This window comes from Mycoplasma crocodyli MP145 (genome assembly GCF_000025845.1).
In the GTDB taxonomy this organism is placed as follows: Bacteria; Bacillota_I; Bacilli_A; order Mycoplasmatales; family Metamycoplasmataceae; genus Mycoplasmopsis; species Mycoplasmopsis crocodyli.
In genome coordinates this window covers 48584-70189 of the sequence record NC_014014.1, presented here as the reverse complement: position 1 = coordinate 70189, position 21606 = coordinate 48584, and the positions used below count along the sequence as shown (strand labels likewise).

Here is a 21606-nt window from a genome sequence, read left to right as displayed (position 1 = left end):
ATGACAATAACAGAATTGCTAAAAGAACTAAGTGAACACGAATTTAAAACCGATGTTTTTGGTTACAACATTGAAGATGTGAATAATTTTATTGAGAACCTAGCTAACAACTTATATGCTTATGATCTTGATTCTCAAAATCAAATTGTTTACACAGAGAAATTACAAAACGAATTAGATATATTAAAAAATGAAAACGATAGTCTTAAATTTGAGATAAAAAAATATAGAGAATTATTGAGGGAACTTACAAGTGAAAAAAAATAATAACGAAGAATTTCAAAATTTAATTAACTGGTTTCCAGGACATATGGCTAAAGCTATTAAAGAAATAAAATCAATAGCAAATTTAGCCGATCTTTTTATTGTAGTTTTAGATGCTCGTTGTCCAATCAGCTCATATAATGAGGACTTTGATAGGATATCGCCACAAAAACCAAGGTTATTTATAGTGACTAAATCCGATCTAATGGATCAAGAAAAAAAATCTTTAATAACAAAGAGATTTAATTCAGAAAACATTCTTTGGTTGGATTTAAGAAAGTCAAAATCAAGATCAATCATTATCAATAAAATTAATTTTATTATGAAAGAAAAAATAGAAAGAGACAAACAAAGAGGAATGATTTCTTCAAAAATAAAAAGTTTCGTTGTCGGTGTTCCCAATAGCGGTAAGAGTACATTAATTAATTTAATGCAACAAAAATCAACTCTTAAAGTTGCCAACTTTCCTGGGGTTACAAGATTGAAACAATGAGTCGCTGTTGGTAATCACTATTTTCTTGATACACCGGGAATATTATTGCCTAAGTTTGAAAACCAGGAAATAGCATCTAAATTAGTTGCAATAGGATCGATAAAAAGTGATATTTTTCCTCTTGATTTTATTTCAACGCAATCTTACAAACTTATTTCTAAATACTATCCAAATAAAGTTATTGAACTATTAAAATTAATTCCTTCAAGCGATGAAAATGAAATCTACAGTTTATTCCATGACCTAGCTAATAATAATGGTTTTTTCAATCAACATGGTAAACCAGATTTAATAAAAGCACGTATATTTTTTATGAATTGATTAAAAAATTTAAGTGGTGTAACATTTGATTAAAAAAATCAGGAAATTAATCCTGGTTTTTTTATTATTCGCCTTTAATAACATCAAAGTAAAGTTCGTTAAGATTTACTTTGTATTTTCCAATTGACTCTATGTTTAAGCCTGATTTGAATAATTCAGCCGAAATTTTTTCAATCTGTTTTGGTTCTAATTTCATAAGAATTGTATTCTTGTTTTTCTTAAATTCGAATGGGCTTTTAAGAGTGAAATTCTTGATAATTTCTTCAACTTTATCAATTTCTGCTGAAGTAACATAGTAGTTGTAATGACTTGATTTGGATTTTTCTTCAATGGTTTTTGTTTCGTACACTTTACCTTTTTCGATAACGGTATAACTATCAATATATTGTTCTAATTCGGCTAAAATATGACTTGATATAAAAATTGTTTTGCCTTCTTTTTGAAGTTTTTTCAATATCTCATAAAGTTGAATTCTTATTTTCGGATCAAGATTTGCAGCTGGCTCATCAAGAACAAGGATTTCAGGATCACTAATAAGTGCCTGCATTAATAAAACTTTTTTCTTTTCTCCTGATGAAAGTTTATTGCCGTTCTTAGTTTGAAGCTCTTTGGCAAACTCATATTTGTCCATTAAATTTTGAACAAGTGTTTTAGATTCTTCTTTTGTTTTACCACTTAGTTCGCAAAAAAAGTTTAAATAATCTCTAACATTTAACTTTTTAGGAAAAGTTGAATCTTCAGGAATATAGCCAATTTTTTGTTTTGACTTGGGATCTGTTGAATTAATTCCATTGATAAATATTTCACCTTTAGTGTCTGGATAAAAATCAAACAAACATCTAAATGAAGTTGTTTTACCCGCACCATTCGCACCTATAAATCCGTGAAATTGACCTTTGAAAACAGTAAATGAAATATTGTCAAGCGCTATTTTAGAACCAAATTTTTTGGTTACATTTTTAAATTCAATTATTTTTTGTTCCATAATCAACCTCCTAATTTATAACTCTCTTCTTATTCAAGAAATATGCTAACGAATAAGAACCAGATGATAAAAGAATAATGATTAACAACGATAAATATAATGGGTATTTTCAAGTAACAAGTTCTCCAACATAAGGTTTGTTTGAATATTGTCTTGAAAATACATCACTACTTATTAATTTATTTGGATAAACTTCATAACTATATTTTTTTGAATCTTCATCAAAATATTTTAATAGTAGACCATACAAAATAGTTGAACTATCATTTATCTTAGCTTTTGTTTGAGCTTGTAACTTCATAGAAAATAGTTCTCACATTAGTTTTTTATCTAAATATGATGCTTTAACAGAAGCAATATTTTCTGGTAGTTCGTCTGGGTATTCACTTTTGAGTTCTTCAATAAAAGTATTAACTTTTTCTTCTCATCCTTCTCAATTGATTTTTACACGATTTTGAACTTCTTTTTCAAAGTTTATTGAAATTCTATTAATTATTGAATCTTGTAAAATGTTTAATTGTTCAATTAAAGCATTTGGTATTGAATTTATTTTTTCGGGATTTAAATATGGCTTAATTTTATCATCGATTTCTTTTAATTTAGTTTGCTCATCATCAGTTAATTTAATTAATTCATTAATGTTAAATTTAGAATCGTTACTACTTGTTTCTTTAATCTTGAATGCTCTCGAATAAAACAAATAGTCCTTTTTAATATTATTGTTGGTTTTTGTATCTTCAATTTTCGGTAATACAATTTCATATGTTCTTGCTTTATTGAGAAAATCAATTGTTTTATAGTAGTTTAATCCGTTATTATTGCCTAAATCAATAAAACTTTTGACAGAATTGTTTGTTCCTCCTAGTGAGTAGTAATTAAAATATCTATTTTCAAATTCATCTTTAGTTAAATTTTTATAATACTTAACTTGTATTGAAGTGGGTATTAAGTGAGTTTCTTCGTAATCTGATAAACTTAATGAACTAATGCTATTGAAGCTCGAATCTATCATTCCTTTAATGTTGAAAATATAAAGAAAATTTAAGAAATGTGAATAAAAATTATTCTTAATTTTTTCATCAGATAGTAAGGCCGAAACTTTTTGACCACCATATGAATTCTTCTTTTCAACATTGAAATAGTTAACGATTTTTCCGTTTTTAGTAACATAATTTTCTGCATGTTCTTTTATGAAAATATCTGATACTCCAAATGAAATAGTTCCTATAATCGCATTGAAAAACATAAATCCAAAGTAAGAACCGAAAACTAAACCACTTGTTGATTTTCTTCCTAATTTTGTTGAGCACAGCGCAACAACAGAAATGAAAAATAAGTTTAGTAATAATGTTACAAGCATATATCCAAGACTAAAGAAAACCAGATATTTAAACTCTCCAGAAACATTTGGATTGTTTTTAAACACAATAATTAATGAGGCAAAAATAATAACAATTAGTCAAACCAAAAAGCTAAATATTGCATTAAAAATAAATGAGTTTAAAGAATTTGACAAGAATATTTTTTTTCTCGATATTGGTTTTGATTGCATTATAAATGAGAGACCTTCGGTCTTATAGAAATAGAATGAAAAGACCGTAGCAATAATTGTAAATATAGTAATCAAAGTAGTTAAATTAGGATAAATAAATATTAAAAAACTTCTTGTAATTAAACCGGATTCACGAATATTGAATGAAATGGTTGTTGCAAATATTGATAAGACCGAGACAAAAGTTATAGCTAATAAAACATATACAAAAGGACTTTTTATAAATGTTTTTAATTGATATTTAAATAGTGTTTTCAAAATAAACCTCCACTATTATTATAATCATTTATAAATAAAAAAATACCTTTAATATTTTATAGGTATTTTTTCATCAAACTATCGATAAGTTGTTTTTGCAATTCTGGATCTACAGAATCATCTGAATATTTTTCAACCATGTTATTTATGATACTTTCTATAGATTGTTTACCAGTATCATTCAATTTATCTTTTAAATTTAAAGTATCAAACATTTCTGAAATTGGTTTGTTGTTTACTTTAACTTCGTCGAGATTTGTATCAAGAGCTTTTTTGATTAAATCATTAGTAATCTTTTGTTCTGGATGATTTTGAAGAGCTTTTTCTGCTTCTTTTTCAATTTTTGAATTAATCATGTCCGTGGCTTCTTTGGTAAATTCTTTGTTATTTAAAAAGCTTGCAGTTTTTTCTATTAATTCTTGTCTATCGTCAGGAGATAAACTAAGAGGATTGGTAAAAAGTAATTGAGCAACATCTTTATTTTCGAAAATATCTGATACTGTTCTAAGATTTTTTCCTAACCCAACACCTTTTCCAAAGGTAAATAATTTAACTTGTGGATTAATAAAATTATCAGTTAATTTATTTTCAGCTCTCGTTGAGAAGTTAATCGTGTTAGTAAAGAAAGTTGCAACCGGAAAACAAGTTCCTAAAGCTAATAAACCACCTAAAAATCTAAATACAAGTTTTTTATTTCCTTTGTTTGGATTTAAAGATTTAAGTATTTTTAGAACTAACATAGCAATACCAAAAATAAAATATGATATAAAAAGCGAAATGAAACAAACAATAGGTACAATCAACTTTGTAAGTATTAAAGCACTGCTTTTTATGGTTTCAGCATCAATTTTATTATCTTGTAAAATGGTAATCATCTTAGATGAAATTATTGGTTCTGAAACAAATATTACTATAGCTAAAATACCAATAATAATTGCTGTTGATATTATACTTCTTATGAAACTCATAAAGAACCCCATGAAGAAACCAATAACCAAAATCGAGATAAACAAAATAGGAACTACTATATCAGGACGAATTACTTGTCCTATTCTTTCAATACTTTCAAGAACGCTTTGGAAGTGGTGTTTTTCACCTCTAATTAATGTTGTTGTGTTCATTTTATCTCCTATAAATATAATGCGTTTTTATGCTTTTTTCAAGGGTTCTTTTTGTCAATTCTATCAATGAATAACTTACCTTCTAAATGGTCAAGTTCGTGTTGGAAAACAATTGCTACATAGCCAAATACATCAAATTCAACAACTTTTTTTTGCATATATGAGTAGGCTTCTACAACTATTCTTGCACTTCTATGAACAAGTCCGCTTTGACCCGGTCAAGACTCAGAAACACTTAAACAACCTTCTCCGTCACTTAAAGCTGTTAATGTTTCACTTTTCGAGATAATTTTAGGATTGAATAAAACATCTCGAAAGATTTCTATATCTTTATCAAAATCTCTAACGTGAACATAAAATACATTTTTTAGAATTCCATATTGAACAGCAGCAACTCCTACACCCGCTCTGAATTTTGAACCTTCTTTTTGACTATCATCAATATGATAAATCATTTTTTCTGCAAGTTCAACATCTTCAGGCAATAAAGGAATTGGAACATCCTTAGATTTTTCTCTTAATACCTTTTTAGGCAATTTAACTAATTTTACTTCGTACATATTTTAAATTATAAACAATTTATTTTTATATTAACTTAATTTACAATATAATAAAAATATGTTAAGAATTATAGCAGGAAAATACGGAAAAAGACTAATTGAACAACCGGAATTAGAAACCACAAGACCTACAACAGATAAAATAAGAGAATCTGTTTTTTCCAGTATTCAATTTGATCTTAAAGACAAAATAGTTCTTGATTTATTTGCCGGAAGTGGCGCATGAAGTATTGAAGCTTTATCAAGATATGCTATGAAAGCAGTAGCTGTTGAAAAAGATAAAAAAGCTTATGAAATAATTAAAAAAAATATTAAAAACCTTGATATTAATAATCTTGAAGTTTGAAATTCTGATGTTATTTATTTTCTTACAAAAAGCGGCGGTAAAAAGTTTGATTTTATATTTATTGATCCGCCTTATGATAGAAAAGACTTGCTTAATCAGTCTCTCGAAACAATTAAAGAAAACGACTTATTAAACAAATTTGGAACAATTATTATAGAGACAAATGATGAAAATGCAATTGTTATTCCAAAAGGTTTTATAATAAATAAGTCAAAAAAATATGGAAGAGTTTTTGTAATATTTTTAAGTAAATTTGCTTAAATCTTCCCAACTTATTGCAAAGCCAATTTCACTTAAATGATTGATTAATTTTTGATAAATTAATTTGTTTATTGTTGGGGTAACTTCCTCGATATATTTTTTGTGGTCATTTCTAAGTCAATAATATGCTTCAAGTTCTTCTATAGATATACTATTTTTTGAATGATTTTGGCATAAGTAACCGCCTTTATAAAATTCAAAATCAGATATATTTTTAAAACTACCACACTCAGAGCATTTTGAAAAATTTGGTTCATATCCGTTATAAGTTAAAATATAACTTGCTAGTATAGTTAAGATATGTGAGTTACGACCTATACCAATAAAATCAATTAACTTTTCGTAAATGTCTACTAAGTTGTTTTTAACTGTGATATAGTCAAATATGTAAATTATTTTTTGGATAAATAGAGAATTAAACAATTGAGTAACATCAACTTCTTTAAGGATTGAAACCTTCTTTAACTTACTCATTTTGTTGTTAAGTCTTGCTCTAAAATATTCAACTTCCACTAGTGAACCAAGAATTAAATTGCTTCTATTTTTGCTGTTTGTATTAAAAATACCTTCTGCATAAAGGCTTAAATGCCCAGAATTTGTAAATATTAAAATTGATGCTTTAGGATGGATTGTTTCAATAACTTTTAGAGTTATACCTTTAATAATACTTTCAGCCATATTTTTAATTATATATTTTTAAATATAATAAAATACTATAAAATGATTATTTTAGGAGAGTTGTTAATGAATTTACTAGATATCAAAAGAACATTGATAAACATAATTAAGGAAACGCCTGGCGTTAAAGGCTTTAATGTTTATGATTTTGAAAACTTAAATGCAATTGACTTGCAAAATGATGAATGTCTTGAAAGTATTTTTGCTGAGCGTACCGAAAAAGGTTGGTCAATAAGATGCGCACTTACAATCTTAAGAGGGCTTTCAGCTAAAAGGATAGTCAATGAAATATATCAACAAATGAATTACATATTAAAACCAATGGGTGAGAAAATTTACAAATTAAACATAATGATTAAAGGAGTTTCTGATGAATAAAAGTTTAGATGGTCAAATGTTCCTTAATGCTATGATTTCAGCATCTAATGCATTAAGTAACTCGAAAAATAGGATTGATGCATTGAATGTTTTCCCAGTCCCAGATGGTGATACTGGAACAAATATGTCTTCAACAATTAATACTGCAATTGATAATTGTAGAAACATAACTGATGAGAGCATCTCAGTAGTTTCATCTTCGATTGCAAAAGGAATGCTACTTGGTGCAAGAGGTAACTCAGGAGTTATTTTAAGTCAAATATTCAAAGGATTTTCTATGGGGCTTTCTGAGAAAAATTCAGCAACAGTCAAAGATTTAGTCCAAGCCTTAAATACTGCGCAACAAAAAGCATATGGTGCTGTTCTTAAACCTGTTGAAGGAACAATTTTAACAGTAATAAGAGAAACAAGCGAAATGATTCAAAAGGAATATAAAAAGGATTTTACAAAAGTAAGTATTCTTGATTTTTTTACTAAAGTTCTTGAATTTATGAGAATTGCTTGCGATAATACACCAAATAAATTAAAAATTTTAAGAGAAGTTGGAGTAACCGATAGTGGTGGTGAAGGTTTATTTGTAATTTTCGAAGGAATGCTTTCATACTTCCAAGGAAAACCAGTTCAAATATCAAAAACAACTGATGACATTAATAGTTTTATTAATGATACAGAAGTTTTTGATGGAGAGTTTGGATATTGTACAGAGTTTATAATTGACCTTGAAGAACAAGATAAATTCGATAAAGAAGAATTCACTAGACAAATTGAATCTATTGCAACTTCACTTGTTGTTGTAACGGACGAAAATATTTTAAAGGTGCACGGTCACACACTAAAACCAGGTCAAATGCTTAACTTAGCACAAGAATATGGTGAGTTTATAAAAATAAAATCTGAAAACATGACGATTCAAGCAAATAATTCAAAGGCAATCGCAGAAACAAAAAAACATGTTGAAGTAGTTGAAAGTTCAGAGTGTGGAATAATTTCATGTAATTTAGGTTCGGGAATTATTTCAAAAATGAAAGAATATGGATGTGATTACATTGTTGAAAGTGGACAAACACAAAACCCAAGTGCTCAAGATTTAATAAATGCAGTTAATGCAGTTAATGCAAAAACGGTTTTCATCCTTCCTAATAACTCAAATATAATTCTAGTTTCTCAACAAGCTGCACAAGTTATTACAGATAAAAACGTTATAGTAATTCCTTCAAAAACACAGATACAAGGTTTAAGTGCTATATTGAATTTTAATAAAGAAAATAGTGCTGAAGATAATCTAGAATTTATGACTGAAGCAATTGAAGAAGTTGTTACTGGTGAAGTTACCAAGGCAGTTAGAAGTACTAAAATTGGCGGAGTAAAAATTAAAGAGGGTGAATACATTTCAATCCTGAAAGGAAATATTATTTCTTCAAGCGAAACCTATCTTGAAGCAGCCAGAGAAATAGTTGACAATATTTTAGAAAATGATGAAAAAGAATTAATTACAATATACTATGGTGATGAAGCAAGTCAAAGAGACGCTGAAGAATTAGCAAATATAGTTCAAGGTAATTATGATGTAGAAGTTGAAATTTTTGAGGGTGGTCAACCTAATTATCACTTCATTATAGGAGCCGAATAATGTCAAAACATATTATAGCCTTTGATTTTAATGGTAATGATAATGGACCTCTTCCAGTAATCAAAGCTGCTAATTTATTCCTTGAAAAAAATCCTTCTTTCAAAATAATTTTAGTTGGTGATGTTGCTAAATTAAATGAAGTTTATAAGGAAAAAATTCATGATAATATTGATCTTGTTAATAAACCATTAGTTTCAAGCGACGTTAAAAATATACGTCAATCACTAAATGAAGACACTTCGATGAACTTTGCTTTAGATTTAGTAAAAAATCAAAAAGCACATGCAATTATGTCTGCTGGTGATAGTGGATTATATTTAGGTGGTGCAACATTAGTTTTGAAAAGATTACCTGGTGTATCCCGTCCTGCATTTATGCCACTTATGCCTACAACCAAGGGTAAAAAGTTTCTTTTACTTGATGTAGGCGCTAACATTTTAACCAAATCTGAATATCTTGTTGAATGATCTCTGATAGCAAACGAATATGCAAAAGTTCTTCTTGATGTTTCAGTACCAAAAGTTGCTTTATTGAACATCGGAACCGAAGATTACAAGGGAACTGATGAAGTAAAAACTGCTCATGAAATTTTAAAGACAAAAAATATAAATTACATCGGATTTCAAGAACCAAGAAATATTTTAAACTACACAACTGATGTAGCAGTTATAGATGGATATGGTGGAAATTTAGTTTTAAAATCGCTAGAAGGTGCAATATTAAGCTTTAAGGATTTAATAAAAAACAAGATAAAAATTAAGCTTATTAGAAAAATCGGATACTTGTTTTTGAGAGGTGCTTTTCATGATGTTGCAGAAACTCTTGATTATAGAAACGTAGGTGCTGCCTGAGTTATCGGTGTAAATGGGGTAGTTATAAAATGTCATGGAAGTAGTGATGAAAAATCATATCTAGGTGCTTTAAACCAAGTAAAACTCGCTCTTGAAAAAGATGTTCTAAACAAAGTAATAAAAAGTATTAATAGCAAGGAATTAGAAAACAATGCTTAAATGCTCAAATTTAACAGAATTTTTCCATATACATGAAATTGAACCAAATAATACAAAAATATATTTACAAGCAATTACACATAGTTCTTTTTTTTCAAGTTCTAATAAGAAAAATAGTTATGAAAGACTTGAATTTCTAGGGGATTCGGTAATCCAATTTGTTGTTAGTTCTGAATTATTTAAAATGGATGATTTGAACCAAGGTAAAATGACAGAACTAAGAGCAAAAGTCGTAAGAGCAGAAACGCTTGCTAGCATTTCTATAGCAATTGGTCTTATTGATATTTTAAAAACAGCTCCCGGAGGTTCACAAGAAACTATAAAAAATTCAACCAAAATACAATGCGATGTTTTCGAAGCTATTGTTGGAGCGATTTATGTAGATCAAGGTCTTGACATTGCATATAACTTTGTTTTTAAATTCATAAAACAGTATATTAATGGTGCAAGACAGGTTGAAAACAAAGATCCAAAATCAAGATTGCAAGAATATTTTCAAAATTTTAGTAAAGAAAATATAAAATATAATGTGAATCAACTTCCAAACAAAATTTTTCAAGCAAGAGCTATCCATGAAGGTAGTGTATATGGAATGGGTCAAGGTTATTCAAAAAAAGAAGCAGAAATTGAAGCAGCAATCGATGCTTTAAAAAAACTTAAATAGGTTAGGTAAATATGAAATTAATAAAAATTGAAGCGCATGGTTTTAAATCGTTTGCCGATCCGGTTGTTCTACATTTCGATGGCGGAGTAACAGGAATTGTTGGACCAAACGGTTCAGGAAAAAGTAATATAAACGATGCAATAAAATGAGTACTTGGAGAGCAAAGTTCAAAAGAATTACGTGGAGATAATATGCATGACGTTATTTTTGCTGGTTCAAAAACTGTTAAAGCATTAGACAAGGCAGAAGTAACTTTAACGTTCGATAATCGTCTCGGAGCTTCGTCATTCCCTTCTGAAATTATCACAATTTCTCGTGTTTTAGAAAGAGGAAAAGGTGCTAATCAATACTATATAAATGGTGAATTATGTAGACACAAAGATATTAAAGCAATAGCAATGGAAACAGGAATAGGTAAATCATCACTTGCTATTATTTCTCAAGGAACAGTTGCTGATATTGCCGAATCAACAGATGAGCAAAGAAGGGCTATTTTTGAAGAAGCAGCAGGAGTGTCTAAATATAAATTTAGAAAATTAGATGCAATTAAAAAACTAGAAAGAACAACTGACTCTCTAGAAAAAATTGGACTTGTTGTTAGTGAATTAGAAAAACAAATTACACCACTTAGAAAACAAGCAAGTAAAGCAAAAGAATATCTTGAAAAAACAGCTCAACTTAAAGATGTAGAAATTGCTTTATTAGCCCATGACATACAACAATATGATCAACAATTTAAACAATTAACTAACGATCTTGAAGGGGTCGAAGAAACCAAAAAAGACTACACAGAAAAGATCGAAAACTTTGAACTTCGTTTAAATAAAAGTATTCCACTTAGAGATACATTGCACAAAGAAATTACTGCTTTAATGGGTAAGGCTAAGGGAATTAACGAAAGACTTAAAGACCTTGAAATAATTGCAAGTAAAGAATCTCATCGTCAAGAATTAATAGCACGTGGTGAAATTAAAGTTTCTAGCCACGAGCAAATCGAATCACTTAAATCATTATTAGAACAAACGTCACATAAAATTTCTTACTTTAAAGATGAAGAAGAAATTTTAAAAAATAAATCAAATCATTACTCCAAAGAAGTTAATGAATTAAATGAAAATATTAACGAATTAACAATTCAAATTAATGATAAAAAAACAAAGAAAGTTAAACTTGAAACTAAACTTCAAATTTTAGAAGATCAAAAAGAAAATAAAACCAATCTTTTTAAAGGAACAAAAACTATTGTTGAAAACAAGAGTTTATTTAAAGGATACCATGGAATTGTTGCTGATTTGATAAAAGTTAATCCTGAATATGTGACAGCTATTGAAACGGTTTTATCAAACGCTACACAACACATTGTTGTTGAAGATTCAGAAGTTGCTGTAAAAGCAGTTAACTTCCTTAAATCAAATAATTCAGGTCGTGCAACATTTATTCCTCTTAAGTCAATCCAAGCAAAATCAATAAGAGATGATCATATGCTTGTTATCCAAACTCAACCTGGGTATATTGGAATTGCTAGTGAATTAGTTGATATTGAACCGAAATTTGAAATTCTTAATAAATTCCTTTTAGGAAATATTATTGTAGTTGAAGATATTGAAACAGCTAATAAGGTTGCTAATATCCTTGATAAAAAATATATGGTAGTTACCAAAGATGGTGATGTTGTTAGAGTTGGTGGAATTATTGTTGGGGGTTCTAAGGAAAGAAGTCAAAACCTAATTGGAAGCGATGACCAAATTAGAGAAATTAAAGAACTTATTCCTGGACTTAATTCATTAATTAAAGCACAAGAAGATAAAATTCTTGATTTTAGATCAAAAAGATCAAACATATACCAATATAATTCAGAAATTCAAAAAGAACTTTCTGCTTTAATAGAAAAAAGAGTTAATACTCAAAATAAATTTGCTGAATTACAAAGTAAATTTGCAAGTCTCTCAAAAGAAGAATTAAAATTTGATAATGAATCAGGAAAAAATGTTGAAAACATTGAAATTCTTGAATCGCAACTTCGTGCAACATCAGCTGATTTAAGAGCGAAAAACGAAATTTTTGATAACTTAAATGCTGAAATTAATAGCTTATCAATTTCTAAAAACGATCTGGAAAAAAATCTTAGAGATTTAAATAGCTCATTTTCAAAGAAAATTGCTATGCAAGAGCGTGCAAAAATTTACTTTGAACAAAGCAGAGAAAGATTAATAAGTCACTATAAAATTACTGTTGAAAATGCAATTAAAGAATACAAACTAAGTATTTCAATTGATGAAGCTAGAGAATTTGTAGAAACAACAAGAGATGAAATTTCTGCACTTGGACACATTAATCTTGAAAGTATTGAAGAACTTAAAGAAAAAGAAGAGAGATTTAACATGCTTTCTTCTAACCAAGAAGAATTATATCAAGCAAAAGAAACTATTACAAGTGCAATTGCTGAAATGGATAAAATTATTACCACTAAACTTACAAACATAGTTGAAGATGTTAATATTGAATTTGATAATGTTTTCAGAACTATGTTTGGTGGTGGAAATGCAAAAATTGCTTTTGTTGACCCTAAAAATATTCTTGAAAGCGGAATTTCTATTGAAGCTCAACCTCCTGGTAAAAGTATAAAAAACCTTAAACTTTTCTCAGGTGGTGAAAAATCACTTATTGCTATTTCACTTCTATTTGGTATTTTAAAAGCGAGACCTCTTCCACTTTGTATTCTTGATGAAGTTGAAGCCGCACTTGATGAAGCAAATGTTGTTCGTTTTGCAGAATACTTACAAGCACTTAAAGAAAAAACACAATTTGTTGTTATTACTCACCGTCACGGTTCAATGTCAAGAATGGATAACCTTTTTGGAGCAACAATGCAAAAAAGAGGAGTTACAAGTTTTTTCAGTCTTGAACTTTCGCAAGCCAAAAAAATGGTTGATGAATTTAACAAAGCAGAAAACAAATAATTTAAAAATAGTTGGTTTTAAAGTCCAACTGTTTTTTATTTTATTAATATCTAAATCAAAATTACTTAGTGTACTATTTTTGCTTATTTAAGACGTTTGAATTATATTAATTATTTTAATTGCCTTATATTTTCATATTCCAAATACTATTAATGAAAATATAAGGCAATTCATTATACTTTTTCAATCATTTTAGGAAACATAATAACCTATTTTTTTAAATAATATTGTATAATAAAAATACGCCGTCATAGCTCAGCTGGTAGAGCACATCCATGGTAAGGATGGGGTCGCAGGTTCAAGTCCTGTTGTCGGCACCATTTCTTTTCTTTGAAAAGACCAAAATTAACTTATAACGTAAAGGAACATTATGAAAAAGAAAATTTTATTAGCAGGATTAACTGCTTTGTCAGTTATCCCATTTTCTATTATTGCAATTTCATGTAATAACCAGAATGAAAAAGATAAAAATGAGGTTAATAAAACCGAAACACCTGAAACACCTGAAACACCTACACCAAGTCAACCAGTTACTCCACCAGTAAAACCAGTTGATCCTGTTGTTAAACCAAAAGAAAGTATGCCTTGAACAGTGTTGTCTCCTGCAAAGGTTACACCTAAAGTTACTGAAGTGTTTGATGTTAATAAAGTTGAAGTTATATTAAACTCTTTAGATTTATTGCCAAGTCAAATGACTACAGATGGAATGACAAAATTAGATCCAAAATATTTTGTTGTTAATAATTTGAGTAAGGATGTGACATATACAACAAACTTATTAGATTTTAATGATGACAAAGGTGAAATTAGTCTTGAATTAGTTTTTATGAGAGATAACGTTCAAACCACAAGAAAAACTTATTCGCTTAAAGCAAATAAGATGCCTTCTGTTTTTGATGTATATTTATACAATAAAGAAACACTTAATAAATTACCGGAATCATTTAAGATAGACACTAATACAAAATTGGAAGATTTAAGAAAATATGCAAACATAGTTTTTAGTGTAAATGGGAATGCTATAGCATCAGAAAAAACACTTGAAAGATACACTGTAAAATTTATAACATCAAAAAAAGAAGCAAACAATACAATATCAATTGGTTACAAAGTTGTTAAACCTCCTTTCTATACTTTAAAAAGTAAAGAAGGTGAAGGAAGTCCTGTTGAAAGTGTAAATGTTAAAACCATTACTCTCACAACCGAAAATGAAATAAATTCAGTTGCAAGCGGGATAAAGGTTAATGATGCCGATGTACACAATAATGTAACTGCTTCACATTTATATTGAACTCATAAACACGACTCAGGTAGAAATACATTGTCATCAAGATTTGTTAATAATGGGTTAATAACAATTCCAACAGTTAATTCTAATAAAGTTTATAGTCCTGTAATAGTTGCAGTGACGGCTGATGATAAAAAAGGTGAGTTATCAGTTCAATACCACCTAAAAGATTCAGAATCTCCTTATAGCGAACCAGAAACATCAGAAGTTAAAACAATAACAATTCCTAATTTTAAAAAAGTTTCAGTTGAATTTAGCAACGATCATGACGGTATAAAAGATAAGTTCCATATACACTATGGAACAAGAGATGAATTAGCTAAAAGATTTTCAAACATTCAAGGATTTAAAGCTTGATATGACGACAACACAAAAGTTGGAAAATTAGAAAATTATAATGGTGGATATAAACCCCAAAATCTATTTAAAGTTTGGTATAACAAAGTAAATGGAGATATAACGACAGATAACCGCGATATTTCTTTATCGGAAGAAAATGCTCCGTTTTTTGAAGTATTAGAAATTTCTAAAGAAAAAGCAAAACAAGATAACGGAACCGAAAATATAAAAGTTTCTATTAAATTAAAAGTAAGTATGCAACTTTACGGATTTGATCAATCAGATTTTGAAACAACAATTTGATTCTGAAAATAATAAAAAAACATTGGAATGTTCCAATATTTTTTTATTAAGTTTTTATTATTTATTAATCATTTCAAATTCGTCTTCGTTTGAAAAATCAACATGTCTATCAATTCAGTTTTTTCTTAGTGAGGCGTTGTTACCCATTAATGTACTTACTCTTCTTTCAGAAAGTGTAATATCATCAATTGTTACTTTAACAATACTTCTCGTTTCTGGGTTCATTGTTGTTTCTCAAAGTTGGTCAGCGTTCATTTCACCAAGTCCTTTGTAACGTTGAATTTCTCAACTTCCCGCCTTAGAAATGATGGCTTTTAATTCAAGTTCATCTCAAGCATATTTTGAAACATTTTTAGATTTATTAAGCGCTTTATAAAGAGGTGGAAGTGCAATAAAAACTCTTCCATCTTCTATGAGTGGTTTCATATATCTATATAGGAAAGTTAGTAATAATATTTGAATATGAGCACCATCAGTATCAGCATCGGTCATTATTATAATTTTTCCGTATTGTGCTTTGGTTAAGTCAAATTCTTTACCGTAGCCGGCTCCGATCGAGTTAATTATTGTTCCTATTTCTGTATTTTTAAGAATATCAATAAGTTTAGATTTTTCAACATTAATTACTTTTCCTCTTAGTGGTAAAATAGCTTGATATCTTCTATCTCTTCCACTCTTAGCACTACCACCAGCCGAATCACCCTCTACTAAAAACAATTCTTTTTCTTCTGGTTTTTTGCTTTGTGCAGGTGTTAATTTATCAGATAAAATAGGCTTGTCTTTTAATATAGATTTTGTTTTTCTTAACTCTTGTCTTTGCTTTTTTTCTTCGTTTCTAATTTCGTAAGCTCTCTTTATTTTTTCAAGAACTTTTTTTGCTAATTGTTTATTTTCAGCTATTCATAATTTAAGATGTTTTGTTACTAATTCCTCTACTATATTTTTGGCCTCTGGTGTCCCTAGCTTATCTTTTGTTTGACCGACAAATTCAAGGTGTTTTTCAGGAACTTTAAGAGAAAGAATAACAGTTAATCCTTCTCTTATATCACTTGGATCAAAAACATTTCTATTTTTTAAAACACCTTCATCAGTACCAAAATCATTAAATACTTTTGTTAATGCTGTTTTAAGTCCAGTTTCATGAGTACCACCATCTCTAGTTTTAACATTATTAACGAAACTAACAATTAACTCATTATATGAGTCTGTGTATTGAAATCCAAAGTCTACTTCAATTTCTTTTTTAACATCTGAAAAGGTTATTGGTTGTGTTATTGCATTTTTACTATCATTTAAAAATCCTAAAAATGCAGCAATTCCATCAACATGCTTAAAGATCTCTTCACTCTTTGTTTTTTCATCAATTATTTTTATCTCAAGACCCGATATTAAAAACGAGCTTTCTTTAAGTCTTTCACTGATAACTTCATAATTTAATTTTGCTTGTTTGAAAAAATCATAGTCTGGTCAAAACTGAACTATCGTTCCAACTTTTCTTGTTGGCCCAACTTTATGTGTTTTTTGAATTATTTTATCTTGTTTAAACTCGGTTAGATATTCAAAACCATCACGATAAACTGTAACCATTAATTTTGTAGAAAGTGCATTAACAACTGATGAACCAACACCATGAAGCCCACCACTTGTTTTATAAGCTCCTTCATTAAACTTTCCACCAGCATGCAATTCGGTGAAAACTAACTCCACTGCACTTCTAGTTGCATCCACTTTACCGACTGGGATTCCACGACCATTATCTTCAATAATTACTGAACCATCTTCCTTCAAAGTTAATATTATTTTGTTAGCATAACCCGCTAACGACTCATCTATTGAGTTATCAACTATTTCTCAAACAAGGTGATGAAGACCATTTACATCAGTTGAACCAATGTACATTCCTGGTCTTTTTCTAACTGCTTCTAGACCTTTTAATTGAGTTATATTTTTTGCTGTATATGTGTTATTATCTGCTGCCATAGTAAAAATATTATAATGCAAAAGTTGTTAAATAATAAAATTCATTTTTTTATTTAAAAAGACAAGTTTCACTTGTCTTTTTAAATAAGTAGTTATAAGTTCCATTTATCATTTGTAGTATTGTTGGTTGCCGCTTTTGACGTTTCAGTTTTTGTTTCAACAATAGTTTGTTTAAAATTGATTTCTTTAGTTAAAGTTTCTATGTCTTTTCTTTCTTTTTCAAGTTCAAGTTCTCTTTTTTTACGTCTTAGTTTTTCTAACTCATTTTCTTGAGCTGCAGCCACAGATTTATTATAAGCCTCTTGATTGGCTGCCATTTGGTTATATACATCTTGATTTATGGTTTGAGTTTGTGCTTGATATTTAAGGAAATTATTAATTTTTTCTTTTTCGGCTTTTTCATAGGCAACAACTTCATGAAGCGCCATCCTTCAAGCACTTAATTCTTTCTTTGCTTTTATAAACTTTAAGACAGTAATAAGGTATATTAAAATTGTTATTACAACAACTCCTGTGCTTGATAAAAATCAATTATATTTTGTTCATATAGTATTTAAAATAGCTATACCTTTAATTTTGGATATGTTCATAAGCGCTTCAATTGAACATGAAGCCAAAACCAAAACAAGTCCTATAATCAATAACAAAATATTTAGAAAACTTACTTTTTTGTGTATTGAAAACATCATTAACAAGAAAACTATAACCACAAGAGGTACAGCATATGTTAATATTTGATCATAATAAGGAACTTTGGTAATTGCTGTATTCAAAAATACCAATCCTATTGTTTCGACATTAATAGTATTTTTTTTAATATAAACAAATACATAAAAACTTACTGCAGCAACAGCTATTAATAAAAATATGATTGTAAAAATCATTGCAATAAAAGCTGATTTTTTAATTCTCATTCATATCGTTATTTGGTTAGAACACTCCTCACTGGAGTTTCTACTTACTTGTGAAGTGTTAGATGACATTGTAACCCTTTCTAATATATTTTCTTATATTAAAATTATATACAAATATAAAGATATTATATTTTTATTGTATTAATGAAATATATAAAAAAATAATTAAAAAATGTTGAAATTTTCAACATTAATAATTTGTTTCATTAATAAAGTTTATCCAAAACATTTGATTTATAAGGTAATGTGATTATCACAATTGCCTCTGGACCTGTGTGTATGGAAACAGTGCTTGGAATTTTTAAAATTTTTGGTTTTTGATTATAAATTTTTGTTGCCTCTTCTTCTATAAAATCAATTTCACTATTATTTGAATGAAGAAGAATTAACTCAAACTCTTTAACATGCTTATTTTTTACTAAAGCATCATGTTTTTCTTTTAGAATGTTAAGGACCGTTTTCATGAAAACCCTTCCTTTACCTTCTTTAAGTAATTTACCTTCTTCAAATTTTATGATTGGAATGATTTTAAAGAGTTTGGCTAATGTTGCTGCACCTGGCGAAAGTCTACCACCTTTAACTAAAAAGTCATTATATTTAGGCATTAATGAAATGCTTTGTTTTTTTGGTTGATCAAGACTTAATAATAATTCCTGTAAATTACCGCCTTCATTAAGTTTCTTTTCAAATTCAAGAAGTTCTAGTACTATCAACTGAGATATATTAAGAGATTTAACAATATGTAAATTAGAATAATCTTTTTCAAGAACTTTAAGTGCTTGAAATTGACCTGATAAGTGCATACTAATAGGATAAATCAAAATATTTTCATATTCTTTTTGTAACTTTTCAATTAAGTCAATTACAATACCTAATTTAGTTGAACTAGTTTTAGCTTTATCAGAGTTAGGTCCAAAAATATCAAACAGGTTATTTGAGTTAATATTGATTCCATCATCATATAACTTGTTATCTATTTCTATGTGAATAGGAATAAAATATCATCCTAATTTTTCTACTTCATCCTTTGTTAAACCACAAGACGAATCTACTACTATTGCTAATTTTTTCATAGTATTATTATAATAGACAAAAATTAAGATTTGTTAAAAATTAAAAATTATGTTCAAAATGAAAATTCTTTTAATATCAATAAAATTATTCAATATAATATTCATATTAAGTAATTTTATTGATATGATTTTGTTTTATTTTTTTATTCTGTTATATATAATATAACTATGATTATCCAACATACATTAATAAATAATTTCGACAATACAACTATTGTGTCGGTCGACGAAAAAATAAAGATAGAGCAAGAGCTTAAATATGAAAATTTTGTGGTTTTTTGTGACAATAATTTTCAAGTTCATTCAATAAATTTATTTAATACAAACAAGTTAAATGTTAATTTTAAAAATAATTTTAGTTCTGTTAATCAAGAAGATTTTCAAAAAATAATGGGTATATTATTATCAAAAAATTCCAAATTTAAATTTCAAAACAAAACTAAGTTTATATATGCAAAAGTATTAAAAAGAACTATACACCCAAAAAGCGAAAAACTTTTTGTTTTGGATTTATTAATAAATGTACATACAAATGAAGTTATTCAATTAGTAACAAATACTTTAGATTCAACAGAAGGAAAGGTTCTTGTTTGTGCCTTGCCTGGTTCAAAAGTTTTTACAGGAATGGTTGTTGATGAAGGTGTTTTAATTGGTGTTAAAAGTTTTGGAATGTTAAGTGGGTATGAGACACTTGGAATTAAAAAAGAAGGTTTGATTTTTGGTAAAGAAAATCAAATCGGTTTAGAATTTGAACTATAGGAGTTAAGATGAATATATTAGATGATTTAAAAGCAAGAGGTATTTTAAATAATATTTCAAATGAAGAAAAGTTTTTATCGTTAAAGGGTGAACCAAGAGTTTATTCTGGATTTGATCCAACAGCAAAGTCTTTGCATTTAGGAAACTATATAGTTATTTTAAATTTATTAAGATTTAAAAAATACGGTTTTAAACCTTATGCTTTAATAGGTGGAGCAACCGGAATGATTGGTGATCCTTCATTTAAAGATTCTGAAAGAAGTTTATTAGATGAAAAAACAGTGCTTGAAAATAAAACAAAAATAAGAAGACAACTCGAGAAGTTTGGACTTCAAGTAGTTGATAATTATGATTTTTATAAAAACATGTCAGTGCTTGATTTTCTTAGAAATGTTGGTAAATTGCTTAATGTTTCTTATATGTTGGCCAAGGATTCAGTAGCTTCAAGGATTGAAAGAGGTCTTAGTTTTACTGAGTTTTCTTATCAACTTATTCAAGGTTATGACTTTTACAAATTAAATGTTGATGAGCAAGTTGAAGTTCAATGTGGTGGTTCGGACCAATGAGGAAACTTAACAGCAGGACTTGAAATAATAAATAAATTAAAAAGTGAAAACAAGGCTGTTGCAGTAGCCTTAAACTTACTTACAGATAGTTCAGGAAACAAATTTGGTAAATCAACAGGTGGAGGAAGTTTGTGATTAGACAAAGAAATGAATTCACCTTATAACTTATATCAATTCCTTTTAAATCAACCTGATTCTGAGGTTGAAAAATTATTGAAATGATTAACATTAATCGATATAAATGAAATTAATAAAATAATTAATAAGCATAATGAAAATGCTAAATTACACTATGCACAAGAGGTATTAGCTTTTACTGTGGTTTCTGATGTTCACTCAAAAAACGATGCTGAAAAAGCAAAAAAATTAACAAGTATTCTATTCGATAAAAATCTTGATGTTAATACATTAACAATAGATGATATTGAAATAATGAAGGACGGTGTAGAACTTATTGAAATTAAAAAAGGTCAAAATCTTGTTGATGAATTAATTAGAATTAAAGTTGTTTCTTCAAAAAGAGAAGCAAGAGAATTCATAACAACAAACTCTTTAAAATTAAATCAAGAACCAGTCAATGATCAAACGCTTGTCCATTCAAAACTGTTTTCAAATAAATTTGCAATAATCCATAAAGGGAAAAAACAATTATACTTAGCAAAAATTATAAATTAAAATCAAAACAGTGTTTTATTTTGTAAAAAGCAAAAAACTTTTTTGTATTAAACATAAAAAATTATTATCTACATATTGCACTTTGTTTTAATTTTGAAATATCTTTTTTCTTACAACTTTTAAATAAAAAAAGCAAACAGTGATAATTTTAAAAACATAAGTTCAAAAACTACTTGTGTTTTTTCTTTATACTTTTTTTAAAGTTGCATTAAACAACTATTGCTATAC

19 protein-coding genes and 1 tRNA gene are annotated in these 21606 nt (G+C 28.0%); 12 read left to right on the top strand and 8 right to left on the bottom strand.

Going from position 1 to position 21606, the window contains the following annotated elements:
- Together MCRO_RS00340 and ylqF are read left to right on the top strand one after the other, a co-directional pair.
- Nucleotides 1–267, top strand: a complete 267-nt coding sequence (locus MCRO_RS00340; RefSeq protein WP_013054776.1) for a hypothetical protein — start codon at nucleotides 1–3, stop codon at nucleotides 265–267.
- The gene (gene ylqF, locus MCRO_RS00335; RefSeq protein WP_013054719.1) at nucleotides 254–1111 is read left to right on the top strand and encodes a ribosome biogenesis GTPase YlqF; all 858 of its coding nucleotides are present in this window, start codon (nucleotides 254–256) and stop codon (nucleotides 1109–1111) included. Before MCRO_RS00340 ends, ylqF begins: the two co-directional genes overlap by 14 nt.
- 31 nt (nucleotides 1112–1142) lie before the next feature.
- On the opposite strand, the gene MCRO_RS00330 is transcribed toward ylqF, so the two are convergent.
- The 4 genes from MCRO_RS00330 to def are packed head-to-tail and all read right to left on the bottom strand — an operon-like array spanning nucleotide 1143 to nucleotide 5554.
- Complete coding sequence (locus tag MCRO_RS00330) at nucleotides 1143–2063, bottom strand: ABC transporter ATP-binding protein (RefSeq protein ID WP_013054715.1); 921 nt, start codon at nucleotides 2061–2063, stop codon at nucleotides 1143–1145.
- 10 nt (nucleotides 2064–2073) lie between these two features.
- Nucleotides 2074–3873 carry an ABC transporter permease gene (locus tag MCRO_RS00325; RefSeq protein ID WP_013054628.1) on the bottom strand — a complete coding sequence of 600 codons (1800 nt, stop codon included), beginning with the start codon at nucleotides 3871–3873 and terminating at the stop codon, nucleotides 2074–2076.
- 56 nt (nucleotides 3874–3929) lie between these two features.
- Entirely contained in the window at nucleotides 3930–4994 is a 1065-nt protein-coding gene (locus tag MCRO_RS00320; RefSeq protein ID WP_013054560.1) for a hypothetical protein, read from the bottom strand.
- 8 nt (nucleotides 4995–5002) lie between these two features.
- Nucleotides 5003–5554 (bottom strand): peptide deformylase, encoded by a 552-nt coding sequence (gene def / locus MCRO_RS00315; RefSeq protein ID WP_013054300.1) that lies wholly within the window; start codon nucleotides 5552–5554, stop codon nucleotides 5003–5005.
- 58 nt (nucleotides 5555–5612) lie between these two features.
- On the opposite strand from def, the gene rsmD reads away from it, so the two are divergent.
- Nucleotides 5613–6161 carry a 16S rRNA (guanine(966)-N(2))-methyltransferase RsmD gene (rsmD, locus tag MCRO_RS00310; RefSeq protein WP_013054797.1) on the top strand — a complete coding sequence of 183 codons (549 nt, stop codon included), beginning with the start codon at nucleotides 5613–5615 and terminating at the stop codon, nucleotides 6159–6161.
- On the opposite strand, the gene MCRO_RS00305 is transcribed toward rsmD, so the two are convergent.
- On the bottom strand, nucleotides 6144–6839 hold the full coding sequence (locus MCRO_RS00305) for a DNA repair protein RecO C-terminal domain-containing protein (protein ID WP_013054579.1): 696 nt from the start codon (nucleotides 6837–6839) through the stop codon (nucleotides 6144–6146). The two genes, rsmD and MCRO_RS00305, sit on opposite strands and share 18 nt — an antisense overlap.
- A 66-nt stretch (nucleotides 6840–6905) precedes the next feature.
- Between MCRO_RS00305 and MCRO_RS00300 the strand changes: the two genes are divergently transcribed.
- From MCRO_RS00300 to MCRO_RS00270, 7 genes are all read left to right on the top strand, one after another.
- On the top strand, nucleotides 6906–7217 hold the full coding sequence (locus MCRO_RS00300; protein WP_013054641.1) for a hypothetical protein: 312 nt from the start codon (nucleotides 6906–6908) through the stop codon (nucleotides 7215–7217).
- A complete protein-coding gene (locus tag MCRO_RS00295) occupies nucleotides 7210–8847 on the top strand; it encodes a DAK2 domain-containing protein (RefSeq protein ID WP_013054642.1) in 1638 nt (545 codons plus the stop codon). The genes MCRO_RS00300 and MCRO_RS00295 overlap by 8 nt, the downstream gene beginning before the upstream one ends.
- Entirely contained in the window at nucleotides 8847–9857 is a 1011-nt protein-coding gene (gene plsX / locus MCRO_RS00290; protein WP_013054501.1) for a phosphate acyltransferase PlsX, read from the top strand. Before MCRO_RS00295 ends, plsX begins: the two co-directional genes overlap by 1 nt.
- Entirely contained in the window at nucleotides 9850–10521 is a 672-nt protein-coding gene (rnc, locus tag MCRO_RS00285; protein WP_013054413.1) for a ribonuclease III, read from the top strand. Before plsX ends, rnc begins: the two co-directional genes overlap by 8 nt.
- 11 nt (nucleotides 10522–10532) lie before the next feature.
- Nucleotides 10533–13481 (top strand): SMC hinge domain-related protein, encoded by a 2949-nt coding sequence (locus MCRO_RS00280; RefSeq protein ID WP_013054425.1) that lies wholly within the window; start codon nucleotides 10533–10535, stop codon nucleotides 13479–13481.
- A gap of 244 nt (nucleotides 13482–13725) precedes the next feature.
- Nucleotides 13726–13801, top strand: a tRNA-Thr gene (locus MCRO_RS00275).
- 50 nt (nucleotides 13802–13851) lie between these two features.
- On the top strand, nucleotides 13852–15423 hold the full coding sequence (locus MCRO_RS00270; protein WP_013054339.1) for a lipoprotein 17-related variable surface protein: 1572 nt from the start codon (nucleotides 13852–13854) through the stop codon (nucleotides 15421–15423).
- A 45-nt stretch (nucleotides 15424–15468) separates the two neighbouring features.
- Here MCRO_RS00270 and MCRO_RS00265 read toward each other — a convergent pair whose 3' ends face one another.
- The 3 genes from MCRO_RS00265 to MCRO_RS00255 form a co-directional block, all read right to left on the bottom strand.
- Nucleotides 15469–17391: a DNA gyrase/topoisomerase IV subunit B gene (locus tag MCRO_RS00265; RefSeq protein ID WP_013054297.1), complete on the bottom strand. Its 1923-nt coding sequence runs from the start codon at nucleotides 17389–17391 to the stop codon at nucleotides 15469–15471.
- 92 nt (nucleotides 17392–17483) lie between these two features.
- Nucleotides 17484–18305 carry a hypothetical protein gene (locus MCRO_RS00260; protein ID WP_013054204.1) on the bottom strand — a complete coding sequence of 274 codons (822 nt, stop codon included), beginning with the start codon at nucleotides 18303–18305 and terminating at the stop codon, nucleotides 17484–17486.
- A 206-nt stretch (nucleotides 18306–18511) separates the two neighbouring features.
- Nucleotides 18512–19378: a DegV family protein gene (locus MCRO_RS00255; RefSeq protein ID WP_013054547.1), complete on the bottom strand. Its 867-nt coding sequence runs from the start codon at nucleotides 19376–19378 to the stop codon at nucleotides 18512–18514.
- Nucleotides 19379–19546: 168 nt separating this feature from the next.
- On the opposite strand from MCRO_RS00255, the gene tapR reads away from it, so the two are divergent.
- Together tapR and tyrS are read left to right on the top strand one after the other, a co-directional pair.
- A complete protein-coding gene (gene tapR, locus MCRO_RS00250) occupies nucleotides 19547–20137 on the top strand; it encodes a TyrS-associated PheT N-terminal domain-related protein TapR (RefSeq protein WP_041593997.1) in 591 nt (196 codons plus the stop codon).
- A gap of 8 nt (nucleotides 20138–20145) precedes the next feature.
- On the top strand, nucleotides 20146–21378 hold the full coding sequence (gene tyrS, locus MCRO_RS00245; RefSeq protein WP_013054660.1) for a tyrosine--tRNA ligase: 1233 nt from the start codon (nucleotides 20146–20148) through the stop codon (nucleotides 21376–21378).
- Nucleotides 21379–21606: the final 228 nt, after the last annotated feature.